Source organism: Dehalococcoidia bacterium (assembly GCA_035574915.1).
Classification (GTDB): Bacteria; Chloroflexota; Dehalococcoidia; order DSTF01; family WHTK01; genus DATLYJ01.
On sequence record DATLYJ010000005.1, the window covers coordinates 1 to 18,541 of the forward strand.

General features: G+C 66.0%; 17 protein-coding genes. 5 read left to right on the plus strand and 12 right to left on the minus strand.

All coding sequences use genetic code 11. The features are described 5' to 3' along the window. The 3 genes from VNN10_00350 to VNN10_00360 form a co-directional block, all read left to right on the plus strand. The coding region (locus VNN10_00350) for an LLM class F420-dependent oxidoreductase (protein ID HXH20448.1) at positions 1-226 on the plus strand (226 nt) is incomplete at its 5' end. Between the two features lie 21 nt (positions 227-247). After that, a complete protein-coding gene (locus VNN10_00355; GenBank protein ID HXH20449.1) occupies positions 248-982 on the plus strand; it encodes an SDR family NAD(P)-dependent oxidoreductase in 735 nt (244 codons plus the stop codon). A gap of 58 nt (positions 983-1,040) precedes the next feature. Next, the gene (locus VNN10_00360) at positions 1,041-1,355 is read left to right on the plus strand and encodes an antibiotic biosynthesis monooxygenase (GenBank protein ID HXH20450.1); all 315 of its coding nucleotides are present in this window, start codon (positions 1,041-1,043) and stop codon (positions 1,353-1,355) included. 53 nt (positions 1,356-1,408) lie between these two features. Here the strand turns inward: VNN10_00360 and VNN10_00365 are convergent, their stop codons facing one another. The 5 genes from VNN10_00365 to VNN10_00385 form a co-directional block, all read right to left on the minus strand. Further along, entirely contained in the window at positions 1,409-2,182 is a 774-nt protein-coding gene (locus tag VNN10_00365; GenBank protein HXH20451.1) for an endonuclease/exonuclease/phosphatase family protein, read from the minus strand. An 88-nt stretch (positions 2,183-2,270) separates the two neighbouring features. After that, positions 2,271-4,151: an ABC transporter substrate-binding protein gene (locus VNN10_00370; GenBank protein HXH20452.1), complete on the minus strand. Its 1,881-nt coding sequence runs from the start codon at positions 4,149-4,151 to the stop codon at positions 2,271-2,273. Between the two features lie 194 nt (positions 4,152-4,345). Beyond that, the gene (locus VNN10_00375; GenBank protein HXH20453.1) at positions 4,346-6,211 is read right to left on the minus strand and encodes an ABC transporter substrate-binding protein; all 1,866 of its coding nucleotides are present in this window, start codon (positions 6,209-6,211) and stop codon (positions 4,346-4,348) included. A 161-nt stretch (positions 6,212-6,372) separates the two neighbouring features. After that, positions 6,373-8,241, minus strand: coding sequence for an ABC transporter substrate-binding protein (locus tag VNN10_00380; protein HXH20454.1), 1,869 nt, complete (start codon positions 8,239-8,241; stop codon positions 6,373-6,375). Between the two features lie 159 nt (positions 8,242-8,400). Beyond that, on the minus strand, positions 8,401-10,281 hold the full coding sequence (locus VNN10_00385; protein ID HXH20455.1) for an ABC transporter substrate-binding protein: 1,881 nt from the start codon (positions 10,279-10,281) through the stop codon (positions 8,401-8,403). Positions 10,282-10,436: 155 nt separating this feature from the next. Here VNN10_00385 and VNN10_00390 point away from each other — a divergent pair, with 155 nt between their 5' ends. Together VNN10_00390 and VNN10_00395 are read left to right on the plus strand one after the other, a co-directional pair. After that, entirely contained in the window at positions 10,437-11,045 is a 609-nt protein-coding gene (locus tag VNN10_00390) for a TetR/AcrR family transcriptional regulator (GenBank protein ID HXH20456.1), read from the plus strand. 225 nt (positions 11,046-11,270) lie between these two features. Next, positions 11,271-13,067, plus strand: a complete 1,797-nt coding sequence (locus VNN10_00395; GenBank protein HXH20457.1) for an ABC transporter substrate-binding protein — start codon at positions 11,271-11,273, stop codon at positions 13,065-13,067. Positions 13,068-13,145: 78 nt separating this feature from the next. Here the strand turns inward: VNN10_00395 and VNN10_00400 are convergent, their stop codons facing one another. The 7 genes from VNN10_00400 to VNN10_00430 form a co-directional block, all read right to left on the minus strand. Continuing rightward, on the minus strand, positions 13,146-13,622 hold the full coding sequence (locus VNN10_00400) for a vitamin K epoxide reductase family protein (GenBank protein HXH20458.1): 477 nt from the start codon (positions 13,620-13,622) through the stop codon (positions 13,146-13,148). A 23-nt stretch (positions 13,623-13,645) separates the two neighbouring features. After that, positions 13,646-14,275, minus strand: coding sequence for a DsbA family protein (locus VNN10_00405; GenBank protein ID HXH20459.1), 630 nt, complete (start codon positions 14,273-14,275; stop codon positions 13,646-13,648). A gap of 298 nt (positions 14,276-14,573) precedes the next feature. Further along, positions 14,574-15,434, minus strand: coding sequence for an MBL fold metallo-hydrolase (locus VNN10_00410; GenBank protein ID HXH20460.1), 861 nt, complete (start codon positions 15,432-15,434; stop codon positions 14,574-14,576). A 63-nt stretch (positions 15,435-15,497) separates the two neighbouring features. Beyond that, positions 15,498-16,013 (minus strand): DinB family protein, encoded by a 516-nt coding sequence (locus VNN10_00415; GenBank protein ID HXH20461.1) that lies wholly within the window; start codon positions 16,011-16,013, stop codon positions 15,498-15,500. A gap of 13 nt (positions 16,014-16,026) precedes the next feature. After that, complete coding sequence (locus VNN10_00420; protein ID HXH20462.1) at positions 16,027-16,446, minus strand: Zn-ribbon domain-containing OB-fold protein; 420 nt, start codon at positions 16,444-16,446, stop codon at positions 16,027-16,029. Positions 16,447-16,558: 112 nt separating this feature from the next. Beyond that, positions 16,559-17,758, minus strand: a complete 1,200-nt coding sequence (locus VNN10_00425) for a thiolase family protein (protein ID HXH20463.1) — start codon at positions 17,756-17,758, stop codon at positions 16,559-16,561. A 39-nt stretch (positions 17,759-17,797) separates the two neighbouring features. Then, complete coding sequence (locus tag VNN10_00430; GenBank protein ID HXH20464.1) at positions 17,798-18,376, minus strand: hypothetical protein; 579 nt, start codon at positions 18,374-18,376, stop codon at positions 17,798-17,800. Positions 18,377-18,541 lie beyond the last annotated feature (165 nt).

Sequence of the window (18,541 nt, forward strand, 5' to 3'; positions counted from 1 at the left end):
ATACGGCAATCTGACCAACTACCGCCGTATCCTCGATGTCGAGGGCGCCAACCCCGGTGACGTCGCCGTCTGCGGGCCGGAGGCCAGGGTAGAGCAGCAGCTGCGCGCGTTCGGCTCGGCGGGGGCGACCGACCTCCTGGCTTCCATCTACCCGGTCGGCGAGGACTCGGCTGCTTCCATCGAAAGGACGCGGCAGTTCCTGAAGACGCTCGTAGGCCGGCTGTAGAGGACCGGAAGGAGCCCAGCGATGGACCTGCAGGGAAAGGCGGCGTTGGTCACGGGCGGCGGCTCCGGCATCGGCCGGGCTACGGCGCTCCTCCTGGCGCAGAAGGGCGCCTCCGTACTCGTCGCCGACATCGACGAGACTAGGGGAGGCGACACGGTGAAGATGATCGCCTCCGCGCGCGGGACCGCGGCTTTCGTGCCCATGGACGCGACCCGGGAGGGGGAGATCGAGAAGGCGATCCGGAAGGTCGTGGAACTGTGGGGAAAGCTGGACGTGATGTTCAACAACGCCGGCATCCTCACCGGCGTGCCCGCCTTTCCTGACACGCCCGTGGAGCAGTGGTCGCGGGTGGTGCAGCTGAACTTCTGGGCAGTGATCCGCGGCACCCAGGCCGCTATCGAGTCCATGAAAGCGTCAGGCGGCGGCGTGATCGTGAACACGGCGTCGATGGCAGGTGTCAATCCGTGGCCAATGGACCCCGTGTATTCGGCAACCAAAGGCGGCGTCGTCTTTTTCACGAAGGCCCTTGCCTGGCTCGCGACCAGCGCGAACGTGCGCGTGAACTGCGTCTGCCCGACACTCGTGCAGACGCCGCTGCTCAGTGACGCCTCGGATGCGCGCATCGCCGACCTCCAGCGGCTCACTCGACTCAAAGCGGACGATGTCGCGCGTGCGGTCCTGCGCTTGATCGAGGACGATAGCCTTGCCGGCAAGGCCCTGACGGTGTTGCCGGGCCAGGAGCCAGCATTCGCATAAGGCCTGGTGCAGACAATCAGGGTTACGCGGGCCGTCGGGCCCAACAGGAGGTGGAGAGATGTTCATTGCTACGAACAACTTCAAGGTCGCGAAGGGGCGCGAACAGGACTTCGAGAACTCCTGGCGCAACCGGCGCACCTATCTCGATGACGTGCCGGGCTTCATCAGCTTCGCCCTGCTGAAGGGCGACAACGAAGGCGAGTACGTGAGCATGACCACCTGGGAGAGCCGCCAGGCATTCCTGGACTGGACGAAGAGCGAAGCGTTCGCCCTGGGGCACCGGCAGGGGTCGGTCGCCGGCGTGCTGGAGGGGCCGCCGGTCGTGCGGCTTTACGAGGCGGTCCTGGAGCAGAAGGCGCCGGCGCGCGCCTAGCGTTAATTGCCGCGTGAACGCACCGTCGCCCTGCGACCGGCGGTGCGGCCTGGTCAGGCTGTCGGAGACAGGCGTGCCAGGACCCCCATGTGGTCCGAGGGCCAGACCCCCTCGACTGGACGGTCCCCGATCAGCCGCGCCGCGACGGCGGTGAACTGGGAAGGCCGCACGAGGATGTAGTCGATCGCGGCCTTCGCCTGGCTTTCTTCGTCCACCGGCGGCCCTTCACGGCGCTCGGAGAAGCCCGGCTGGCGGCCGGCGAGGGGCCGGAGCGGCGTGGGGAACGTACTCTCGGGATGGCGGCCGTTCGCCATCTCGAAGGCGGAGCGGAGGTAGGGCCAGAAGACGGCCATCGTCCGGCCCTCCGGTACGGCGTTGAAGTCGCCACAGACGATAGCCGGCGCCTCTGGCTCGCGCTCGAGACGGCCGAGGATGACGGACGCCTCCCGCTGGCGCAGCTTGGAATCGCGCGGGTGCAGGTGGACGTTATAGACGTCGAGCGGCGCGTCCTGGACGTCGAGGCGCACGCGAAAGCAGTTCGGTACGCCGGGACGCAGCTCGACAGGCTCCTGGTCCACCACGCGGAAACGTGACAGCACGCCGAGCGCTTCGGTCCAGCCATCGTCAGGCCGGACGAAGGCGCACTCGGCGGCATGCTGGTAGCCGGCGCGCGCCGCTATGACCTCCGTCAGAGCCCGGCCAGGCGGTACCTCCTGCAGGCAGACGATGTCCGCCCGTACCTGGCCCAGGAGCGCCAGGACGGCACGTAAGCGCTGCTCGAAGTCCTCGTGCTTGTAGACATTGAAGGTCGCGACTGCGACTTCCACGGGCCGATTCTAATTGCTGGCCCTGCGCGGGAGGAGAGCGGGCCCCCGCAACGCTGCGAGGGCCCGCGGGAAGTGTCGGACGCCGGCCTCAGGCGGGCTTGAAGGGCGGCTTCGTATCGTCGATCCAGACGGCCTGGCCGAAGGTCTCCGTGACGGCGTTGCCGCCGGCGTAAGTGCGCAGGAGGCCAAGGTTGGCGACGCAAGGCCAGTAAGTGCCGAAACCGAGGGCGTCGTACGGGTAGGGGCGCTGATAGCTCTTGCCCGTGATGTAACGGATGAAGTCGCCGACGAGATCCTGCTGCTTCTGCAGGTCGAACTCGCCGCGGATCTTCTCGATCATGGAGTTGGCCTGCGGGTCGCCGAGGTGCGCGTTGCGGCCGTCGGGCGCCATGCCGTGGAAGCGGGCGCCGTCCTTGTGCATGGTGGCGAAGAGCTGCGAAGCGACGGTCGGGTAGCCGCGCTCGGCGGCCCAGATGATGCCGTTGTACCCGGGCGGCGTCTTGCCGGGGTTCGCGGACTGGGTGTAGCTGTAGTAGTAGTTTGGCAGCCAGTCGGTCTGGTAGTCCTTGGGCTGCTGCCTGACGCGAATGCCGCCTTCACTGAACATTCCGACCAGTATCTCGGCGACACGATGATAGGTCGTGCCGTACTGGGTCCCCTGGTTGTAGTAAAGGTCGGTCTCGAAGCCGTTCGGGAAGCCGGCCGCTGTTAGCAGCTTCTTGGATTCTGCCGGGTTGAAGCGCAGGTACTTGGCGTTCGGGCCGAACTTCTTGTCATCCAGCGGGTCGACCCAGTAGCCCTCCCAGCCGGCGCCAACCATCGTGTGGTAGCGAATAGGCACCTCCAGCCCGTCGGCGGCGAACTTCGGCCGGTTCGAGATCACGTCCGCCATGAGCTCGACGTCGATCAGCATTGAAGCTGCCTGACGGACGCGCTCGTCCTTGAAGGGCGAGTTGCCCTCGTAGCCGAAGCCTATGAACGAGGGAGTGGTGGCGAAGCTTTCGCCCTGGCGCAGCAACAGCGCTGGTATGTCCTTCTTGGTCTGAATGACGTCATCCTGCGTAGCCTGGGTAAGCCAGATGTTGCCTGCCCGGAACTGGGCGAGGCGGGAAGCGTACTCGCTGACGATCGGGTTTTCGACCTTGTCGTAGTAAGGCCGGCCCTTCACGTAGTAGTCCGGGTTCTTGCGCCAGACGTGGAGGGCCGAGGGGCGGTACTCCTCGAGCAGGAAGGGCCCGTAGCCGCGCACCTCACCCTTGGGGTCGAAGCCGCCGTCTGACTCGCGCGGCATTACGAAGAACAGGATCGCCGTGGTGAAAAGCTGGACGATGGACGCGTCCGGCTGCTTCATCTTGAAGACCACCGTGCGCTTGTCAGGCGCGGAGACGGACTCCACCGGCGCCTGGGGATTGGCCTCCGAATAGGCCATGTCCGGGCGGAAGGGGCTGACCTGGGCGAACTTCTTCCAGCTAAAGACGACATCATCGGCGTCGATTTCGCGGCCGCTCGTGGGCGCACGGTTTTCCCACTTGAGGCCTTGCCGCAGCTTGAAGGTCAGTTGCAGCTTGTCGCCGCTCAGCTCGAAGGACTCCGCCAGGTCTCCCTCGGACGCGCCGGTCGCCCGGTTCGGGTACTTCGCGGCCACGAACTTCAGCATGCGGGGGTAGGTGTAGTAGGCAACAGAGCTTTGAGTGTTGAAGGACGAGCTGGAGAGGGGGTCGAAGCTGACTACGTCCGTGTTGATGACGTTCTTGAAGACGCCGCCCGGCTTTGCCCGGGCCGACGAGTCTTCCGGGGTCGACAGAAGGCCGCTACGGTCGACTGGCTGGGCGGGACGTTCCTCGCCGCCGCCGCAGCCGACGGCGCCAAGGGCCGCTACCCCGACCCCGGCGGCCATGCCTCCGGCGAGGACGCGACGCCGCGAGGCGCGCGATAGGGTGAACCGCTCCCAGTAACCCTTTTCTGCCATCTTTCGCTCCTTCGTTCCGTTCTGTCCCGCTCGCGCGGCCGCACTCAATTTACGCATTGACTGCGTGGATAGATGGCTCCAGTATCGCTCGCGACTCCAGCCTGTCAATCCTCGCCTGCGCAGCCTGCAGGCGCTCTCAGAATCAGGGAGCCGGCTGATGCCGGCTCCCCTGAAGAAGATTTCTCCCTTCTCGGTCAGGAGGGACGGTTAAGCGGCGGCTTGCTGGTATCGATCCACCAGTACGGGACGTAGAACTCGTTGGTCGGGCTGCCGCCAACCTGGGTGCGGTAGAGGCCGTAGTTCCCTATGACGGGCCAGTAGGCCTGGATGGTGAGCGAAGTCGGGACCGGCGGGATGGAGTAGACCTGCCCGGCGGCGTAACGCAGGATGTCGTGCACCATGGCGATCTGCTTTTTGGTGTCGAACTCGCGCCGGGCCGCCTCGATCATCTGGTTGAGCTTGGGGTCGCCCTGCTTGGCGTTGCCGCCATCCGGGCGCACGCCGCGGTAGCGGCCGCCACTGGGATGGTAGTTGCCGAAGAGCTGGGCAATCGCCGTCGGGTAGGCGAGCTCCAGCCGGTACATGAAGCCGTTGTAACCGTTCGAGCGGTCACCGGTGTAGCTGTAGTAGACCTCCGGAATGTACTCGGTCTGGTACTCCTTCGGCGTCGACTGGGCCTCGATGCCGATCTCCTTGACCATGCCGACGATGATTTCGACCGTGCGTTCGTAAGCGGCGCCGTACTGCCTGGGTGTCCAGAAGAGGGGCGCCTTGAAGCCGTTGGGGAAGCCGGCCGCGGCCATGAGCTTCTTACCCTCGGCAATGTCGAACTTCGACCACCACTTCGCGTTCGGGCCGAACTCCTTCTCGTCCTGGGGGTCGAGCCAGTACTCGCCCCAGCCGGCGCCGAGGAGGGTTTGATAACGCGTGGCGAGGTCGTAGCCCTCGCGGCGGAATTGGTCGCGGTTGGATATCACATCGGCCATCGTCTCGCGGTCGATGGCGAGAGCCACTGCCTGCCGGACGCGCAGGTCCTTGAAGGGCGAGTCGCCCTCGTAGCCCCAGGAGATGTGCCCGGGCGTCGCGGTGTACTCCGAGTCGCGTTGGACGGCGAGCTGGGGCACTTCCTTAATCACCGAGAGGACGTCTTCGGCGGTGGCGACGGGCGTCCAGATGTTGCCCGCCTTGAACTGGGCCAAGCGCTGGGCGTACTCGGTGATGTGGGGCTGCTCAATCTCGTCGAAGAAGGGTCGGCCTTTGACGTAGTAGTCCGGTATCTTCTTCCAGTGGAACAGGGCGGAGGGCGTGTACTTCTCCAGCATGAAGGGCCCGTAGCCGCGCACCTCGTTACGAGGGTCGAACTTGTCCTCTGCCTCGCGCGGCATGACGAAGAAAATGCGGGCGCTGGCGAGTAGCTGGAGGGTCGAGGCGTCCGGTTCGTGGAGCTTGACGATCACGGTGCGCTTGTCCGGGGCGACCATGTCCGTGACTGGCGCACCGGGGGCCGCTGGGTCGTACTTCAGGTCGCTGCGGCGCACGCCTACCTGGGAGAACTTCTTCCAGTTCCAGACGACATCTTCGGCGTCGATCTCGCGGCCGTTGGTGGGCGAACGGGCGTCCCACTTGAGGCCGGGCCTGATCTTCAAGGTGACCTGGAGCTTGTCGCCTGAGACCTCGAAGGACTCGGCCAGGTCTCCCTCAACGCTGCCGTCGGTGAACTCCGGGTACTTCGCCGGCTTGAACTTCAGAAGACGCGGATAAGTGTAGACAGAGACAGCAGTGAGGGTTGTGAATCCCTGCGAGGTATGAGGGTCGAGAGAGGCGGGGTTGGCGGAGCCGTAGACGCCCTTGAAGACACCGCCGGGTTTGGCGCGAGAGGTGGTGTCTACCGGCTCCTGGACCTTGCCCTGGGTCTTCGGCGAAGGCTCCCCGCCGCTTTCGCCGCCGCCACAACCGGCCAGGGCGATGGTGGCCGCGCCCAGACCGGCCGTGGCGCTGCCGGCGATGGCCCGGCGCCTGGTGATGCGGACGGCACGAAATCTCTCCCAGTAGCTTTGCATCGTTCCGCGCTCCTTTGCAAGACGTTATCTATGAGGCGATAGGACGCCTCATAAGATGCAACAGAATTCAACTGTGCGGAGCGCGCTGTCAATACCCCGACCGGCAAAAAGAAGAGGGGCCGGTGGCTACCGGCCCCTCCTGCGGGCGTCCCGGCGAAAGGTCAAGCCGGCCGGTTGAGCGGCGGCTTGGTGGTGTCGATCCACCAGTAGGGCACGTAGGACTCGTTCGTAGGGCTGCCGCCGGTCTGGGTGCGGTAGAGGCCGTAGTTCGCGATCACCGGCCAGTAGGCGACGATGCCGAGGTTCGCCGGTCGCGGCGGGATGGAGTAGACCTGGCCGGCGGCGTAGCGCAGGATGTCGTGCACCATAGCGATCTGCTTCTTGGTGTCGAATTCCTTCCGCGCGGCCTCGATCATCTGGTTGAGTTTGGGATCGCCCTGCTTGGCGTTGCCGCCGTCCGGGCGCACGCCGCGGTAGCGGCCGCCGCTGGGGTGGTAGTTCCCGAAGAGCTGTGCCACGGCCGTAGGGTAGGCAAGCTCGGCGCGGTAGATCATGCCGTTGAAGCCGCGCGTGCTGTCCCCGGTGTAGCTGTAGTAGATTTCCGGGATGTACTCGGTCTGGTACTCCTTCGGTGAGGACTGCGCCTCGATGCCGACTTCCTTGAACATGCCGATGAGGATGTCGACCTCGCGCTCGTAGGCGGCGCCGTACTGGCGCGGCGTCCAGTAGAGGTTTGTCTTAAACCCATTCGGGAAGCCCGCCGCGGACAGGAGTTTCTTCGCCTCGGATGGGTTGTACTCGCTCCACCACTTCCCGTTCGGGCCGAACTCCTTGGAGTCCTGGGGGTCGAGCCAGTAGTCGCCCCAGCCGGCGCCGAGCAGCGTCTGATACTTCGTGACGGGCTCGAAGCCCTCGGCCTTGAACTTTGGCCTGTCGTAGGTGACGTCCGCGATCGCCTCGCGGTCGATGGCGAGCGCGACGGCCTGGCGCACGCGCAGGTCCTTGAACGGTGAGTCGCCCTCGTAACCCCAGGAGACGTGAGTCGGCGTCGGGTTGAGGTCCGCTTCCTGCTGGACTGCGAGCTGGGGCACTTCCTTGATCACCGAGAGCACGTCCTGGGCGGTCGAGACCGGCGTCCAGATGTTGCCGGCCTTGAACTGCGCCAGGCGCTGCGCGTACTCGGTTACGTGAGGCTGCTCGATCTCGTCGAAGAACGGCCGCCCCTTGCGGTAGTAGTCCGGGATCTTCTTCCAGTGGAAGAGGGCGGAAGGAGTGTACTTCTCCAGCGTGAACGGCCCGTAGCCGCGGACCTCGTTGCGGGAGTCGAACTTGTCCTCCGCCTCGCGCGGCACGACGAAGAAGATGCGGGCGCTGGCCAGCAGCTGAAGGGCGGAGGAGTCGGGCTCCTTCAGCTTCACGATGACCGTGCGCTTGTCGGGGGCGATCATGTCGGTCACCGGGGCGCCCGGCGCGGCCGGGTCGTACATCAGGTCGGAGCGGCGGACGCCGACCTGGGAGAACTTCTTCCAGTTCCAGACGACATCTTCGGCGTCGATCTCGCGGCCGTTTGTGGGGGAGCGGGCGTCCCACTTCATGCCCGGACGGATCTTCAGGGTCACCTGGAGCTTGTCGCCCGAGACCTCGAAGGACTCGGCGAGGTCTCCTTCGACGCTCCCGTCGGTGAAGTCGGGATACTTCGCCGGCTTGAAGGTGAGCAAGCGAGGGTACACATATACGGCGACTGCCGTGAGGGTGGTGAACCCCTGCGAGGTATGTGGGTCGAGAGAGGCCGGGTTGGCTGAGATGTAGACGCTCTTGAGGACGCCGCCAGGCTTCGCCTGTGACGTCGTATCGACCGGGATTTGCACCTTGCCCTGTGTCTGGCCCCGGCCGCCACCGCTGTCATCGCCTCCGCCTCCGCAACCGGCCACCGCCAGCGCGATTCCCCCGGCGCCGAGGGCCGCCGCTCCTGCCAGCACCCTTCGCCGGGCTGTGCGGGCGGCAGCGAAACGCTCCCAATAACCTTGCATATACCTTTGTGCTCCTTTTAGGGCCGGTTGTTGTCGCGTGCCGGCCATTATTGCTGCGGATAGTCGCCTCCACACGCAGGCGTGTCAAGAGCCTCGAAATCTGGACGAGGGCCTGCGAAAGCAGGCCCTCGTGTCAGAAGCCGTCGCCGGCGGGAGACTTCAGGAGGCCTTCACGGGCGGCTGGGTCTGGTCCAGCCACCAGTGGATCGTAGACTCGACGGCCGCATTACCGCCGGGGTAGGTCACATAGGCCCCGATGTTCCGGATCACCGGCCAGTAGACGCCGAAGTTCTTCGCGCCCACCGGCCGCGGCACCTGGTAGGCCTTGCCCGTCATGTAGCGGATGAAGTCCTTCACCAGGGCCTGCTGCTTCTCGATGTCGAACTCGCGCTGGATCTGCTCGATCATCGCGTTGACCTTCGGGTCCCCGAGGTGGGCGTTGTTGCCGGTGTCGGTCAGGCCCTGGAAGAGCGAGCCGTCCTTGTGGAAGGTGCCGAACAGCTGTGACGCGACCGTCGGGTAACTCTTGTGGGCAGCGTAGACCAGGCCGTTGAACCCCTTGACCCTGCCGGACTCGTACGCGGCTCGGACGTAACCGAGGTAGTAGTTGTCGTAGTAGGTCTGGTAAGGGATGGGGTTCTCGCGCGAGCGTATGCCGCCGTCGCGGAGGTTGCCCGCGAACACGTCCTTGATGAGGTGATAGGTGGCGCCGTAGTTGTTGTCCGCGTTGTAGATGAGGTCGACGTCGACGCCGTTGGCGTAGCCCGCGGCGCTCATCAGCTTCTTCGCCTCGGCGATGTCGAGCTTCAGGTACTTGTGGTTCGGGCCGAACTCCTTCTCGTTGTAGGGGTCGATCCAGTAGCCGGCCCAGCCGGCGCCGACGATGGTGTGGTAGGCGATCGGGATGTCGAGGCCCTCCCGGGCGAGGCCGTCCTTGTTGTGGACGACGTTCGCGAACGCCTCCCGGTCGATCAGCAACGATACGGCCTGGCGCATGCGCTCGTCCTTGAAGACGGAGTTGCCTTCGTAGCCGAAGCGGATGTGCGAGGAGACGCCTGTCGGGAAGCTGTCGTCCTGGTAGACGAGGCCCTGGGGGACGTCCTTGATCGTCTGAGGGATGTCGGTCTGGAGTAGTCCGTGCACGTCCGTCCAGATGTTGCCGGCTTTGAACTGCGCCAGGCGCGCCGCGTATTCAGGGAGGATCGGCTCTTCGCGCGCGTCGTAGAAGGGGCGGTTCTTGACGTAATAGTCCGGGTTCTTCTTCCAGCGGAAGTACGCGGACGGACGGTACTCGTCGAGGATCCAGGGCCCGTGGCCGCGGACCTCCGCCCTGGGGTCGAAACCGCCATCGGACTCGCGCGGCATGACGAAGAAGTGGGCGGCGGACGTCAGGAGCTGGAGCAGCGAAGAGTCCGGCTGCTTGAGCTTGAAGATGATCGTGTTGCGGTCCGGCGACGAGATGGACTCGATGGGCGCGCCGGCGCTCTTCTCCGCGTCGTAGGCCAGGTCCTGCGCGGCGGCGTTGCGGGAGGTGAACTTCCGCCAGCTGAAGAGGACGTCCTCCGCGTCGATGAGGCGGCCGTTTGTGGGGGCGCGAGCGTCCCATTTGAGGTCGCGCTTCAGCTTCAGGGTGAGCTGGAGCTTGTCGCCGCTGATCTCGAAAGAGTCCGCGAGGTCACCCTCGGACTCGCCCGATGGCTGCTCCGGATACTTTGCCGCCTTGAATTTGAGCAGACGCGGATAAGCGAGGGTCGCCACGGACAGGGTCTGTGCGTTGTTCGTCGAGAGTACGTCGAAGCCCGTGGGCACGTCGGCCGTACGGACGGTCTTCAGGGTGCCGCCGGTCTTTGCCTTGGCGGTCTCGTCCTGCGGCCGCTGAATGAGGCCGCTCTGCTCGCCCAGCTTCGCGCCTCCGTCCCCTCCTCCGCCGCAGCCCACCATCGATAGGGCAGCGACGCCTGTTCCGGCCGCCGCTGCTGTGGCGATGGCCCTCCGCCTCGAAAGTCGAGAGGAGGTGATCCGCTCCCAGTAACCTGCCATCTGTTGCTCCTTTGAAGTGCAGGTGGACTTTGAAGATTCCCAAAGGTGTACTTTCCTGGCCTTACCTGTCAAGCGCTCAGGCTCAGAGTGGGCGCCGGCGGGGTCGGCACGGTCTATAATTCCGCGCTGTAAAGTCTGCGAGTCGGGGGCTGCCGGTGAGTGAACGGGGCGAGACCGCTTCTTCGAGAGAGCGCCGGCGCCAGGTCCTGCGCGCCGTATCGGAACTCATTGCCCGCCACGGCATCGATGGGATGTCGATGCGGCAGGTGGCGGAAGCGGCGGGCATGAGCACCGGGACGATCAACTACCATTTCAAGAACAAGCGCGGCCTGATCATGGCGGCGATGGACCACGTGTACTCGGTGCCGCAGGACTGGTCGCCATACGCGGACCTGCCGCCGCTGGAGCAGTTGCGAGTGCGCGCCGGGATCTTCATCCTCCGTTCGGAAGCCCGGCAGCGCTGGGGCCGGTTCTGGCTCGAGTACGCCGCCCAGGCCGGGCGCGACACTGAACTGCTGGAGAGCCACAAGGCGCGCCACCAGCGACGGCGGGAGGTCTTCGCCCAGACGATCGCCCTGGGACAGAAGGCGGGAGAGGTCCGGCGGGACATCGACCCCTTCGGCGCGGCGGAGGCCCTGCTGGCGCTGATCGACGGGGTCACCACGCAGCAGATCGCCTTCGGGCTCTCTCCCGAGCGCGCCGAGGAGATCCTCTCCGGCTTCATCCGCCATCTCGGCGCGCACTCCGCGTACCCGTTCGACTAACTAACGCGACTCCCGTTGACATCGCCCGAAGCCGGTGCTACGTTTCCGCCAACCCAGAATCGCACGTGCGTGCGAGCCAATGATTGACGCGACGAAGCTTCTCCAGCCCCCTCCCGCCTCCAGGAGGCCGCCCGCATGGCAGGCCCTCCCGAAGCTGGACACCAGCTAATCTCCGGTCCCCGCAGCCTGCACCACTCGTAGACCACAGGTGAAGGGAGCAGCCCCATGTCCTCATCGAATTACTGGGTTCGGATCCGGGACCAGAGGATACCCCGCCGTAGTGCTCTCGCCGGGGCGTCGACCGTAGGGCTTGGCGCCGCTGCCCTGGCGTTGGCCGGCTGCGGCGGCGGCGGAGAGGGGGGCGCGGGGTCCAAAGCGTCCGATTCGAGGCTCGGCAAGCCTGAGGACACCACTCGCCAGGCCGTACAGGGCGGCACCTTCCAGGACTACATCACGACCGAGGTCCAGACGTTCGACCTGGCGCGCACCAGCAACTTCACTGCCTTCAACACGGTTGGGTGGCGCATATACGGCCGACTGCTGCGCTACAACTCCGGTCCGTTAGGGGAGGCGATTACCTCGAAGATCGAGGGGGACCTCGCGGAGTCCTTCGAGGTCACGCAGGACGGCCTCACCTGGACCTTCAAGTTGCGGCCCAACGTGAAAATGCAGCCAGTGGCGCCGCTGAACGGCCGTCCGCTGGACATCGAGGACGTGAGGCTGAGCTGGGAGCGCTTCATCGAGGGCAGCCCCCGCCGCGTCCGGTTCGACATGGTGGACAGCGTCTCCTTCCCGGACGCCCGCACCATGGTCTTCAAGAACAAGTTCCCTTATGCGCCTTTCGGGCCCCTGATCGCGGACACAAGCTCTTTCTGGATCATGCCCAAGGAAGTGGCGAAGGGCGAGGTGGACTACCGCCCCGTTGGCGCCGGCACCGGGCCTTTCATCCTCGAGAACTACCAGCGCGGCGCCTTCCTGCGTTGGAAGCGAAACCCGAACTACTTCGACGCCCCGCGGCCGTACGTCGAGACGGTGGAGATGCCGATCATCACGGAATACGCCCAGCGGGCAGCGCAGTTCCGCGCGAAGAACATCGACGTCTTTACGCCGCTGGAGCCGGACGTCCTGAGCATGTTCAACGACCTGCCAGACGCCACCGCCTGGCAGGGCGACTTCACGCTTTCGCAGAACTACGTGCTGTTCCCGCGCAACAGCGCCCCCTTCGGTGGCCAGCACGGCCAGCCAGGCGGCGACGTGCGCCTGCGGCGCGCCCTCTCCATGGCCTTCGACCGCGACACCTTCATCGACGTCTTCCGAAACGTTACGCCCATCCGCAACGCCGGGTTCAGCGTCGACGTGAAGTGGGACAACCTGCTGTCGCCCGGGTGGACTTTCTACCTCGACCCGCAGGACTCGAAAGAGATGGGATACCCGGAGAAGGCGCCAGGCAAGTGGTACAAATACGACGTCGCCGAAGCCAAGAAGCTGCTCGCCGCGGCTGGCTTCCCCAACGGCATCGACTCCGAGATCCACTACTCGACCATCTGGACGGGCGACTTCACGCGCCGGATGGAGGTCACGCGCGACATGTGGAGGGAGGCCGGCTTCCGGTTCGACAAGCTCGTGGGGCACGAGTTTCAGACGGACTACCTGCCCAACGTGATCACGAAGGGCGACTTCAATGGCGTGCGCCTCGGCCCGTTTACGGAGTACACGGAGGAGGATCAGTACTGGGTGTCCGCCTTCAGGCCGGGCACGGACCGCAACCCCGCGGGCTGGGACGACCCCAAAGTCCTGGACCTGATCGACAAGCAGCGGCGCGAGTTCGACGTCGAGAAACGCAAGCGCCTCAACTGGGACCTGCAGGTCTACCTCTCGGACAACATGTACAACATCCCCTGGGGCGGCCAGGCGACGAGCGGCTTCACGTTTACGCAGCCCTGGGTGAAAAACTACCGGGTGTACCGCCAGGTCCCGAACTCGGCGACCTACCTGTGGCTGGACCATACGAAGAGGTCGTAGCAGCTTCCGCTGGTTCCCTGAAGACAGACAACGGAGGCCGGCATGGCGCCGGCCTCCGTTGCTGCAACGGCGCAGGCGCTAGCCGGACTCCTGTCCCCAGAGCAGGTACGCGGTCGACAGGAGCAACGAGAGGGTGAGCACGACGGCCGAGGCGACGCACCAGGCGCAGATCGCGTGCAGTATCTCGAGCTCGACGTACGTAAGGTAGCCGGCATAGCCCGCGCCGGCGAGCGCCATGCCCCAGTAGGCTACCGGCCAGATGTCGCTCGCGGGGCGCGCCGCCCAGGCGAGCGCTGTCGTCAGAAGGCCGGTGTACGCGAGCAGGCCGAGCACGGATACGGGGATGCCGGCCACGGCGGCATACTCGCTGGAGTTGACGTAATCACATTGGCCGCCGAGGCCGCCGCACTCGATCGGCTTCTCGGCGTAGTGGGTCATCGTAAGGTAGCCCGAGATGCCGAGGCCGACCACGGCGAGGACGGCGAGGATGACGGGCACGAGGCGCGCCAGCGGCTGCGCCTCGGCCGGCGCTTGCTCCCGGACTCCAACCCGCATGGCCTCAGAGCGGGGACCTGCCGTCATTGGCCCGCCAGCGCCTTATCGATGGCGGTCTTGAAGACGGAGTAGGGCTGGGCGCCGGAGATCTTTGTGCCGTTGACGAAGAACACCGGCGTGCTGTCGATGCCAAGCTGCCTGCCGGCGCGCGTCTCCGCCTCAATCGCGGACCTGTACTTGCCACTCTCGAGACAAGAGTCGAACATCGCCCGGTCTAGGCCCACGCGGTCGGCCATCTGCTTCAGGCGGTTAGTGCTGAAAGCGCCGCGGTTTTCGCCCTGCTGGTTGGCGAAGAGGATATCGTGGTACTCCCAGAACTTGCCCTGGTCGTTGGCGCACTCCGATGCTTCCGCCGCGACGATTGACTCATTCCCCAGGAAGGCAAAGTGGCGGTACTCCACCTTTACCTGGCCGGCCTTCACGTAGTTCTCGATCACCTGCGCCAGGGCCGTGTCATTCGCCTGCCGACAGAAGGGACACTGGAAGTCCTCCCAGGCGACGACGGTCACGGGCGCCGTCGGCGACCCCAGCGTGCGGCCGTCCCGGTTGATTTCCGCCGGGATGGTGGAACTGCCGCCGCCGCTGCGGCTCACGGCGCCGATGATGACCAGCGCGACGACCGCGGCGAACGCGAGCCCTCCAGCCAGTACCATCAGCCTGCGCCGGCGCTGCCTCGCCTGTCGTGCGGCGCGGGCCTGCTCTTTCGCCCGCCGCGTCGGCGACTTGGCCCTCACTGCTCTGGCCATTGACATCACTCCCACCCAGCTTAGTGGCCGGCTGTTGTCCGCGTGTTAAGGCGCCGTTAGGCGTCGGTGAACGCGCGGACAGCATCCGCCACCATCCAGCGTAGGGAGGCGGGCGCCGGGCGGCGAGGGCCAGGCGGTATACGAGAGATCGGTGCAAACGGCACTGGCGGCACCCGCGCCTGAACTGGCAGCGCTGTTCCGTGGCCTAAGCTGGCTCTGTCTCCAGATCTACCCACTTGCGGAAGTTGCCTTCGCGCGTCATGCGGCCGACGCCCGGGAAGGGAGCGTGGACGCTGATGATCACCTGCCCCTGCTCGATGGCCCGCTCGACGATGGCCTTCTTGGTCTCCATCGAGACCAGCGGCAGTATGTCGAAGGACGATACCCAGGCCGTACGCTCGAGCTGGACGACCGCCTGGGCCATGTCGCCGATGTAGACGGCCGTCTCGCCTCGCGATGACAGGACCACCGAGGCGTGGCCCTCCGAGTGCCCGGGCGTCGGCACGATGGTGATTTCGTCCGTCACCCTGTGTTCGCCATCGATCAGGTGGAGGTGGTCGCTGTCCCTGAGCGGCGCCAGGTTCTCGGCGAGGTACGTGGCCCGCGTGCGCTCGTTCGGGTTGAGTGCCGCCTCCCACTCGGCGCGGGTGATCAGGTACTCGGCGTTGGGGAAGGTAAGGCTGAGGTTGCCGTCGAGATAGCGCGTGTTCCACCCGCAATGGTCGAAGTGGAGGTGGGTGTTTATGACGATGTCGACTTCCTCGGGGCGGATCCCGAGCTTCGCCAGGTCGGCGAGCAGGTTGCCTTGGTCCGCGGGCGTGGCGTTATCGCGGCCGGTGCGGGGTTTGTCGCCGACACCCGTCTCGATGAGCACCAGCTTGCCCTGGGACCGCAGCACCACGCTATTCAGGGCCAGCGACATGCGGTGGCGCTCGTCCAGCTGTCCGGCGTAGCCCTCCCACATGATGCGCGGGACGATGCCGAAGACGGCCCCGGCGTCCTGGAAGAAGGTGCCGTCCGAGATTATCGCGAGGTCCAGCGCGCCGAGTCGGTACTTCGCCGGCATGGCGTCGCATAGCCTAGCGGCTCCGGCGCTGCGGTCAAAGGGTCACTGTGCGCGCGCGAGGTCCTACGTCGGGCTGCCCTGGAGGCCCTGCTCGCTACGCAGCCAGTAGATCTCGTTCCGGTGGCCGAACAGGTGAGTCATTACGTGGTTGCCGATGATCTGGCCCAGCGGCTCCTCCGCCCTGCGCCAGGGGTGCATTTTGTCGAGGTCCGCCTCCGTGAGGCCCGCCAGGTAGGCGTCGACATCCGCCCACACCGCGCCCGCGTAGTCCAGGAACAGAGGCAGGTCCCGGATCTCGATCTCGCGCGCCTGCTCCAGCGTGTGGCCCGTGCCCTGGCCGCGCTCCGGCAGGCCAAGCTTCGCGGCCCAGCCACCCTCGGCCCATAGCTCCGGCTTCCTCTGCACCATGAGCCTCAGGATCACGTCCTCGCTCCGCACCATGTGCCACAGCACCCAGGCGATGCTGTAGTGCCCCTCCGGCCTGAAGTTCAGCTGCTCCGGCGTGAGTTCTCTCACGGCGTCCACCGTCGTGTTGTGCAGGCGCTGGAAGCTGCTGCGGAAGAAGTCGATCGTGTTCATGTGGGAGTCCGCGCTAATCCGCGGCCACTGTCCGGAACTTGGGCACCGCCACCTCCTCCGACAGATCCTCGAAGACGGCCTCGACGCGCGCGCCGACGCGGATGTCGCTGTTCGCAACCCCGACGAGGTTGGAGATGATGCGCGGCCCTTCGTCCAGCTCCACCAGCGCGACGTTATAGGGCACCTCGTCCTTGAAGGAGGGGTGCAGCACCTGGTGCATGACCACGAAGCTGTAGACTACCCCCCGGCCTGAAGCCTCTGCCCACTCCAGCGCCTCACTGGTGCAGGCGTCGCAGGCCTCGCGCTGGGGCGCCAGGTTGCGGCCGCAGTTGCTGCAGCGCTTGATCAGGAGCCGGCCCTCCTTCGCCGCGCGGAAGAACTCCGCGCTGCGTTCGTCAGGGGTCGGGATCGGGCGGTTAGTGGTAGTGGTCATGTCGTCTCCTCAGTACGGAGGGAGTGCAGCGTACAGAGTGCAGTAGTGCAGAGATCGAGCTGGCTATGCGGTGGACCCTGCACCATGCACTCTGCACCCTGCACTCTCCTGCTCAGGCCGGCCTCGGGCTAAGGATGATCGACGCGTGGTAGTCGAGTATCCCGCCGTTGCCGGTGACCAGAACAAGGTCGTTCTTCGCCACCTGGCGCTGGCCGCCCCCTCCTCGCGCCTGGATGACGCCTTCGGACATGGGTGTCATGCCCCACATGTAGAAGGCGCTAAGTTCGCCGCCGCCGGTGTTCGTTGGCAGGCTGCCGCCGGGGCCGAGCTTGCCGTCCTCAACGAAGGCGCCGCCTTCTCCCTTGGCGCAGAAGCCGTAGTCTTCGAGCGTCACGAGCACGGTGTAGGTGTAGCAGTCGTAAAGTTCGCAGATGTCTATGTCCTTCGCCGTGATGCCCAGTTGTCCGTACAGGGTCTCGCGCGCGATCACCGCTCCCGTCGACACTTCGTGCGGGTCGCCGGCGCTGCGGGAGTCGCCCGGGTGGCCCTGGGCCATCGCCAGCACGTACGCGGGCGAAGCCTTCGCGTCCGCCGCTCGCTCGACGGAGGTCACGATGACGGCGACGGCGCCGTTCGACACGAGGCAGCAGTCGAGCAGGTGCAGCGGCTCGACGATGAAGCGCGAGGCCTGGTGGTCCTCGATCGTGATCGGCGTGCGCATCTGCGCGCGGTCATTCATGACCGCCCAGTCGCGCTCCGCGACCGCTATCGCCCCGAACTGCTCGCTCGTCGTGCCGAACTCGGCCATGTGCCGCCGCGCCGCCATGGCGTATCCGATGTTTACACCGAAGTAACCATAGTGGGCGTTGAGGCCCGCCCAGCCCGGCGGCCCTGCCGGCCTTCCGTTCCCGCTGGCCGCGGCCGCCCGTGCGGCGCCACCGTAGGCAGCGCCCGAAGAAGCGCCCGGGGCCGCCAGCGGCGTGTCCGCGAACACGCAGGCCACGTAGTTCGCCATGCCGTTCTGCACCGCCATCGAGGCGTACTGCACCATCTGGCAGGCCGTAGACCCGGCCGCGTTCATGTGGTTCAGGAGCCGCAGCCCCTTGAAGCCGCCCGCGTTCTGTAGGCCCAGCCCGATGCTGTTGCTGATCCCGGCGTTGATCAGGAGGCCGTCCAGGTCGTCCTTCTTGAGCCCTGCGTCCTCGAGGGCGAGGTTGATCGCCTCGATCGCGAGGCTTGTCCCCGAGCGCCCGAAGACCTTCCCCATCTCTGTAATCCCGAGACCTACAATCGCGGCCTTTGCCTGCGCCATGCGGATGCTCCTGCGGCTGGAGTTGCGGGCTTACGGATTCTACAGCGGCGCGGGTGCTTCGAAAATCGCCGCGATGAGCTTATAGCAGTCACCGTTGAAGGGCTCGCCCAGCGAGACCGTGACCAGCAGCCGCCTTTCGTCCAGCCCCAATTCCCGGGGCCGGTACTCTCCCTCCCGCCTGCCCGCGATCTCGAGCTCCCAGACGGGGTCGGTGACCGAGAGGTAGTACCCGGAGCCGCCGTGGCGGAAACGGAGCCTGGCCTGAGGGTTGCCGGAGTAGCTCCGTGTGGACACGAAGACGGCTTCTCGCGGACGTACCAGGGCCAGGGATGCCTCCAGGGGACTCGCCGCCGCCGCGCTGTACGGGATGCGGTCGCCCGTGGTGCCGAGGATCAGTGGACGGGCGTCGATAGCCGCCGCCAAAAGGCCTGCGACCGTTTCGGCCCGGCGCGCGACACGCTGCCATGGCCGGGCGGAGACCACGTGGTTTTCCGGCTGGTGGGGCTCGGGCCTCGCCCGGTGAAGCCAGATACGGAGCACGTCCAGCACTCGCGGCTCGGAGCCATCGGGAAGGCGGTAGTGCCTGGGGAACAGGGTGCCGTCGTCCTGGGGCGACACCGGCCGCAGCCAGCGCCCGCTCTCGAGGTCGAGCCCGGCGACGCACCGGCCGCCGTGCTTCTTGGAGAAAGCCAGGCACAGCAGGTCGACGCTGTCCGCCCGGGGCCGCCTCGTCCGCCCGCTTCGGTGCCCGGACTACCTCCGAAAAGCCGCCGGAGGAATGAC

Bases quoted from the DNA above. Each gene is read 5' to 3' on its own strand.
- VNN10_00405 (HXH20459.1), bottom strand. From the start codon at position 14,275: ATGGTACTGGCTGGAGGGCTCGCGTTCGCCGCGGTCGTCGCGCTGGTC.
- VNN10_00400 (HXH20458.1), bottom strand. From the start codon at position 13,622: ATGCGGGTTGGAGTCCGGGAGCAAGCGCCGGCCGAGGCGCAGCCGCTG.
- VNN10_00410 (HXH20460.1), bottom strand. From the start codon at position 15,434: ATGCCGGCGAAGTACCGACTCGGCGCGCTGGACCTCGCGATAATCTCG.
- VNN10_00380 (HXH20454.1), bottom strand. From the start codon at position 8,241: ATGCAAGGTTATTGGGAGCGTTTCGCTGCCGCCCGCACAGCCCGGCGA.
- VNN10_00370 (HXH20452.1), bottom strand. From the start codon at position 4,151: ATGGCAGAAAAGGGTTACTGGGAGCGGTTCACCCTATCGCGCGCCTCG.
- VNN10_00360 (HXH20450.1), top strand. From the start codon at position 1,041: ATGTTCATTGCTACGAACAACTTCAAGGTCGCGAAGGGGCGCGAACAG.
- VNN10_00375 (HXH20453.1), bottom strand. From the start codon at position 6,211: ATGCAAAGCTACTGGGAGAGATTTCGTGCCGTCCGCATCACCAGGCGC.
- VNN10_00420 (HXH20462.1), bottom strand. From the start codon at position 16,446: ATGACCACTACCACTAACCGCCCGATCCCGACCCCTGACGAACGCAGC.
- VNN10_00415 (HXH20461.1), bottom strand. From the start codon at position 16,013: ATGAACACGATCGACTTCTTCCGCAGCAGCTTCCAGCGCCTGCACAAC.
- VNN10_00385 (HXH20455.1), bottom strand. From the start codon at position 10,281: ATGGCAGGTTACTGGGAGCGGATCACCTCCTCTCGACTTTCGAGGCGG.
- VNN10_00395 (HXH20457.1), top strand. From the start codon at position 11,271: ATGTCCTCATCGAATTACTGGGTTCGGATCCGGGACCAGAGGATACCC.
- VNN10_00355 (HXH20449.1), top strand. From the start codon at position 248: ATGGACCTGCAGGGAAAGGCGGCGTTGGTCACGGGCGGCGGCTCCGGC.
- VNN10_00425 (HXH20463.1), bottom strand. From the start codon at position 17,758: ATGGCGCAGGCAAAGGCCGCGATTGTAGGTCTCGGGATTACAGAGATG.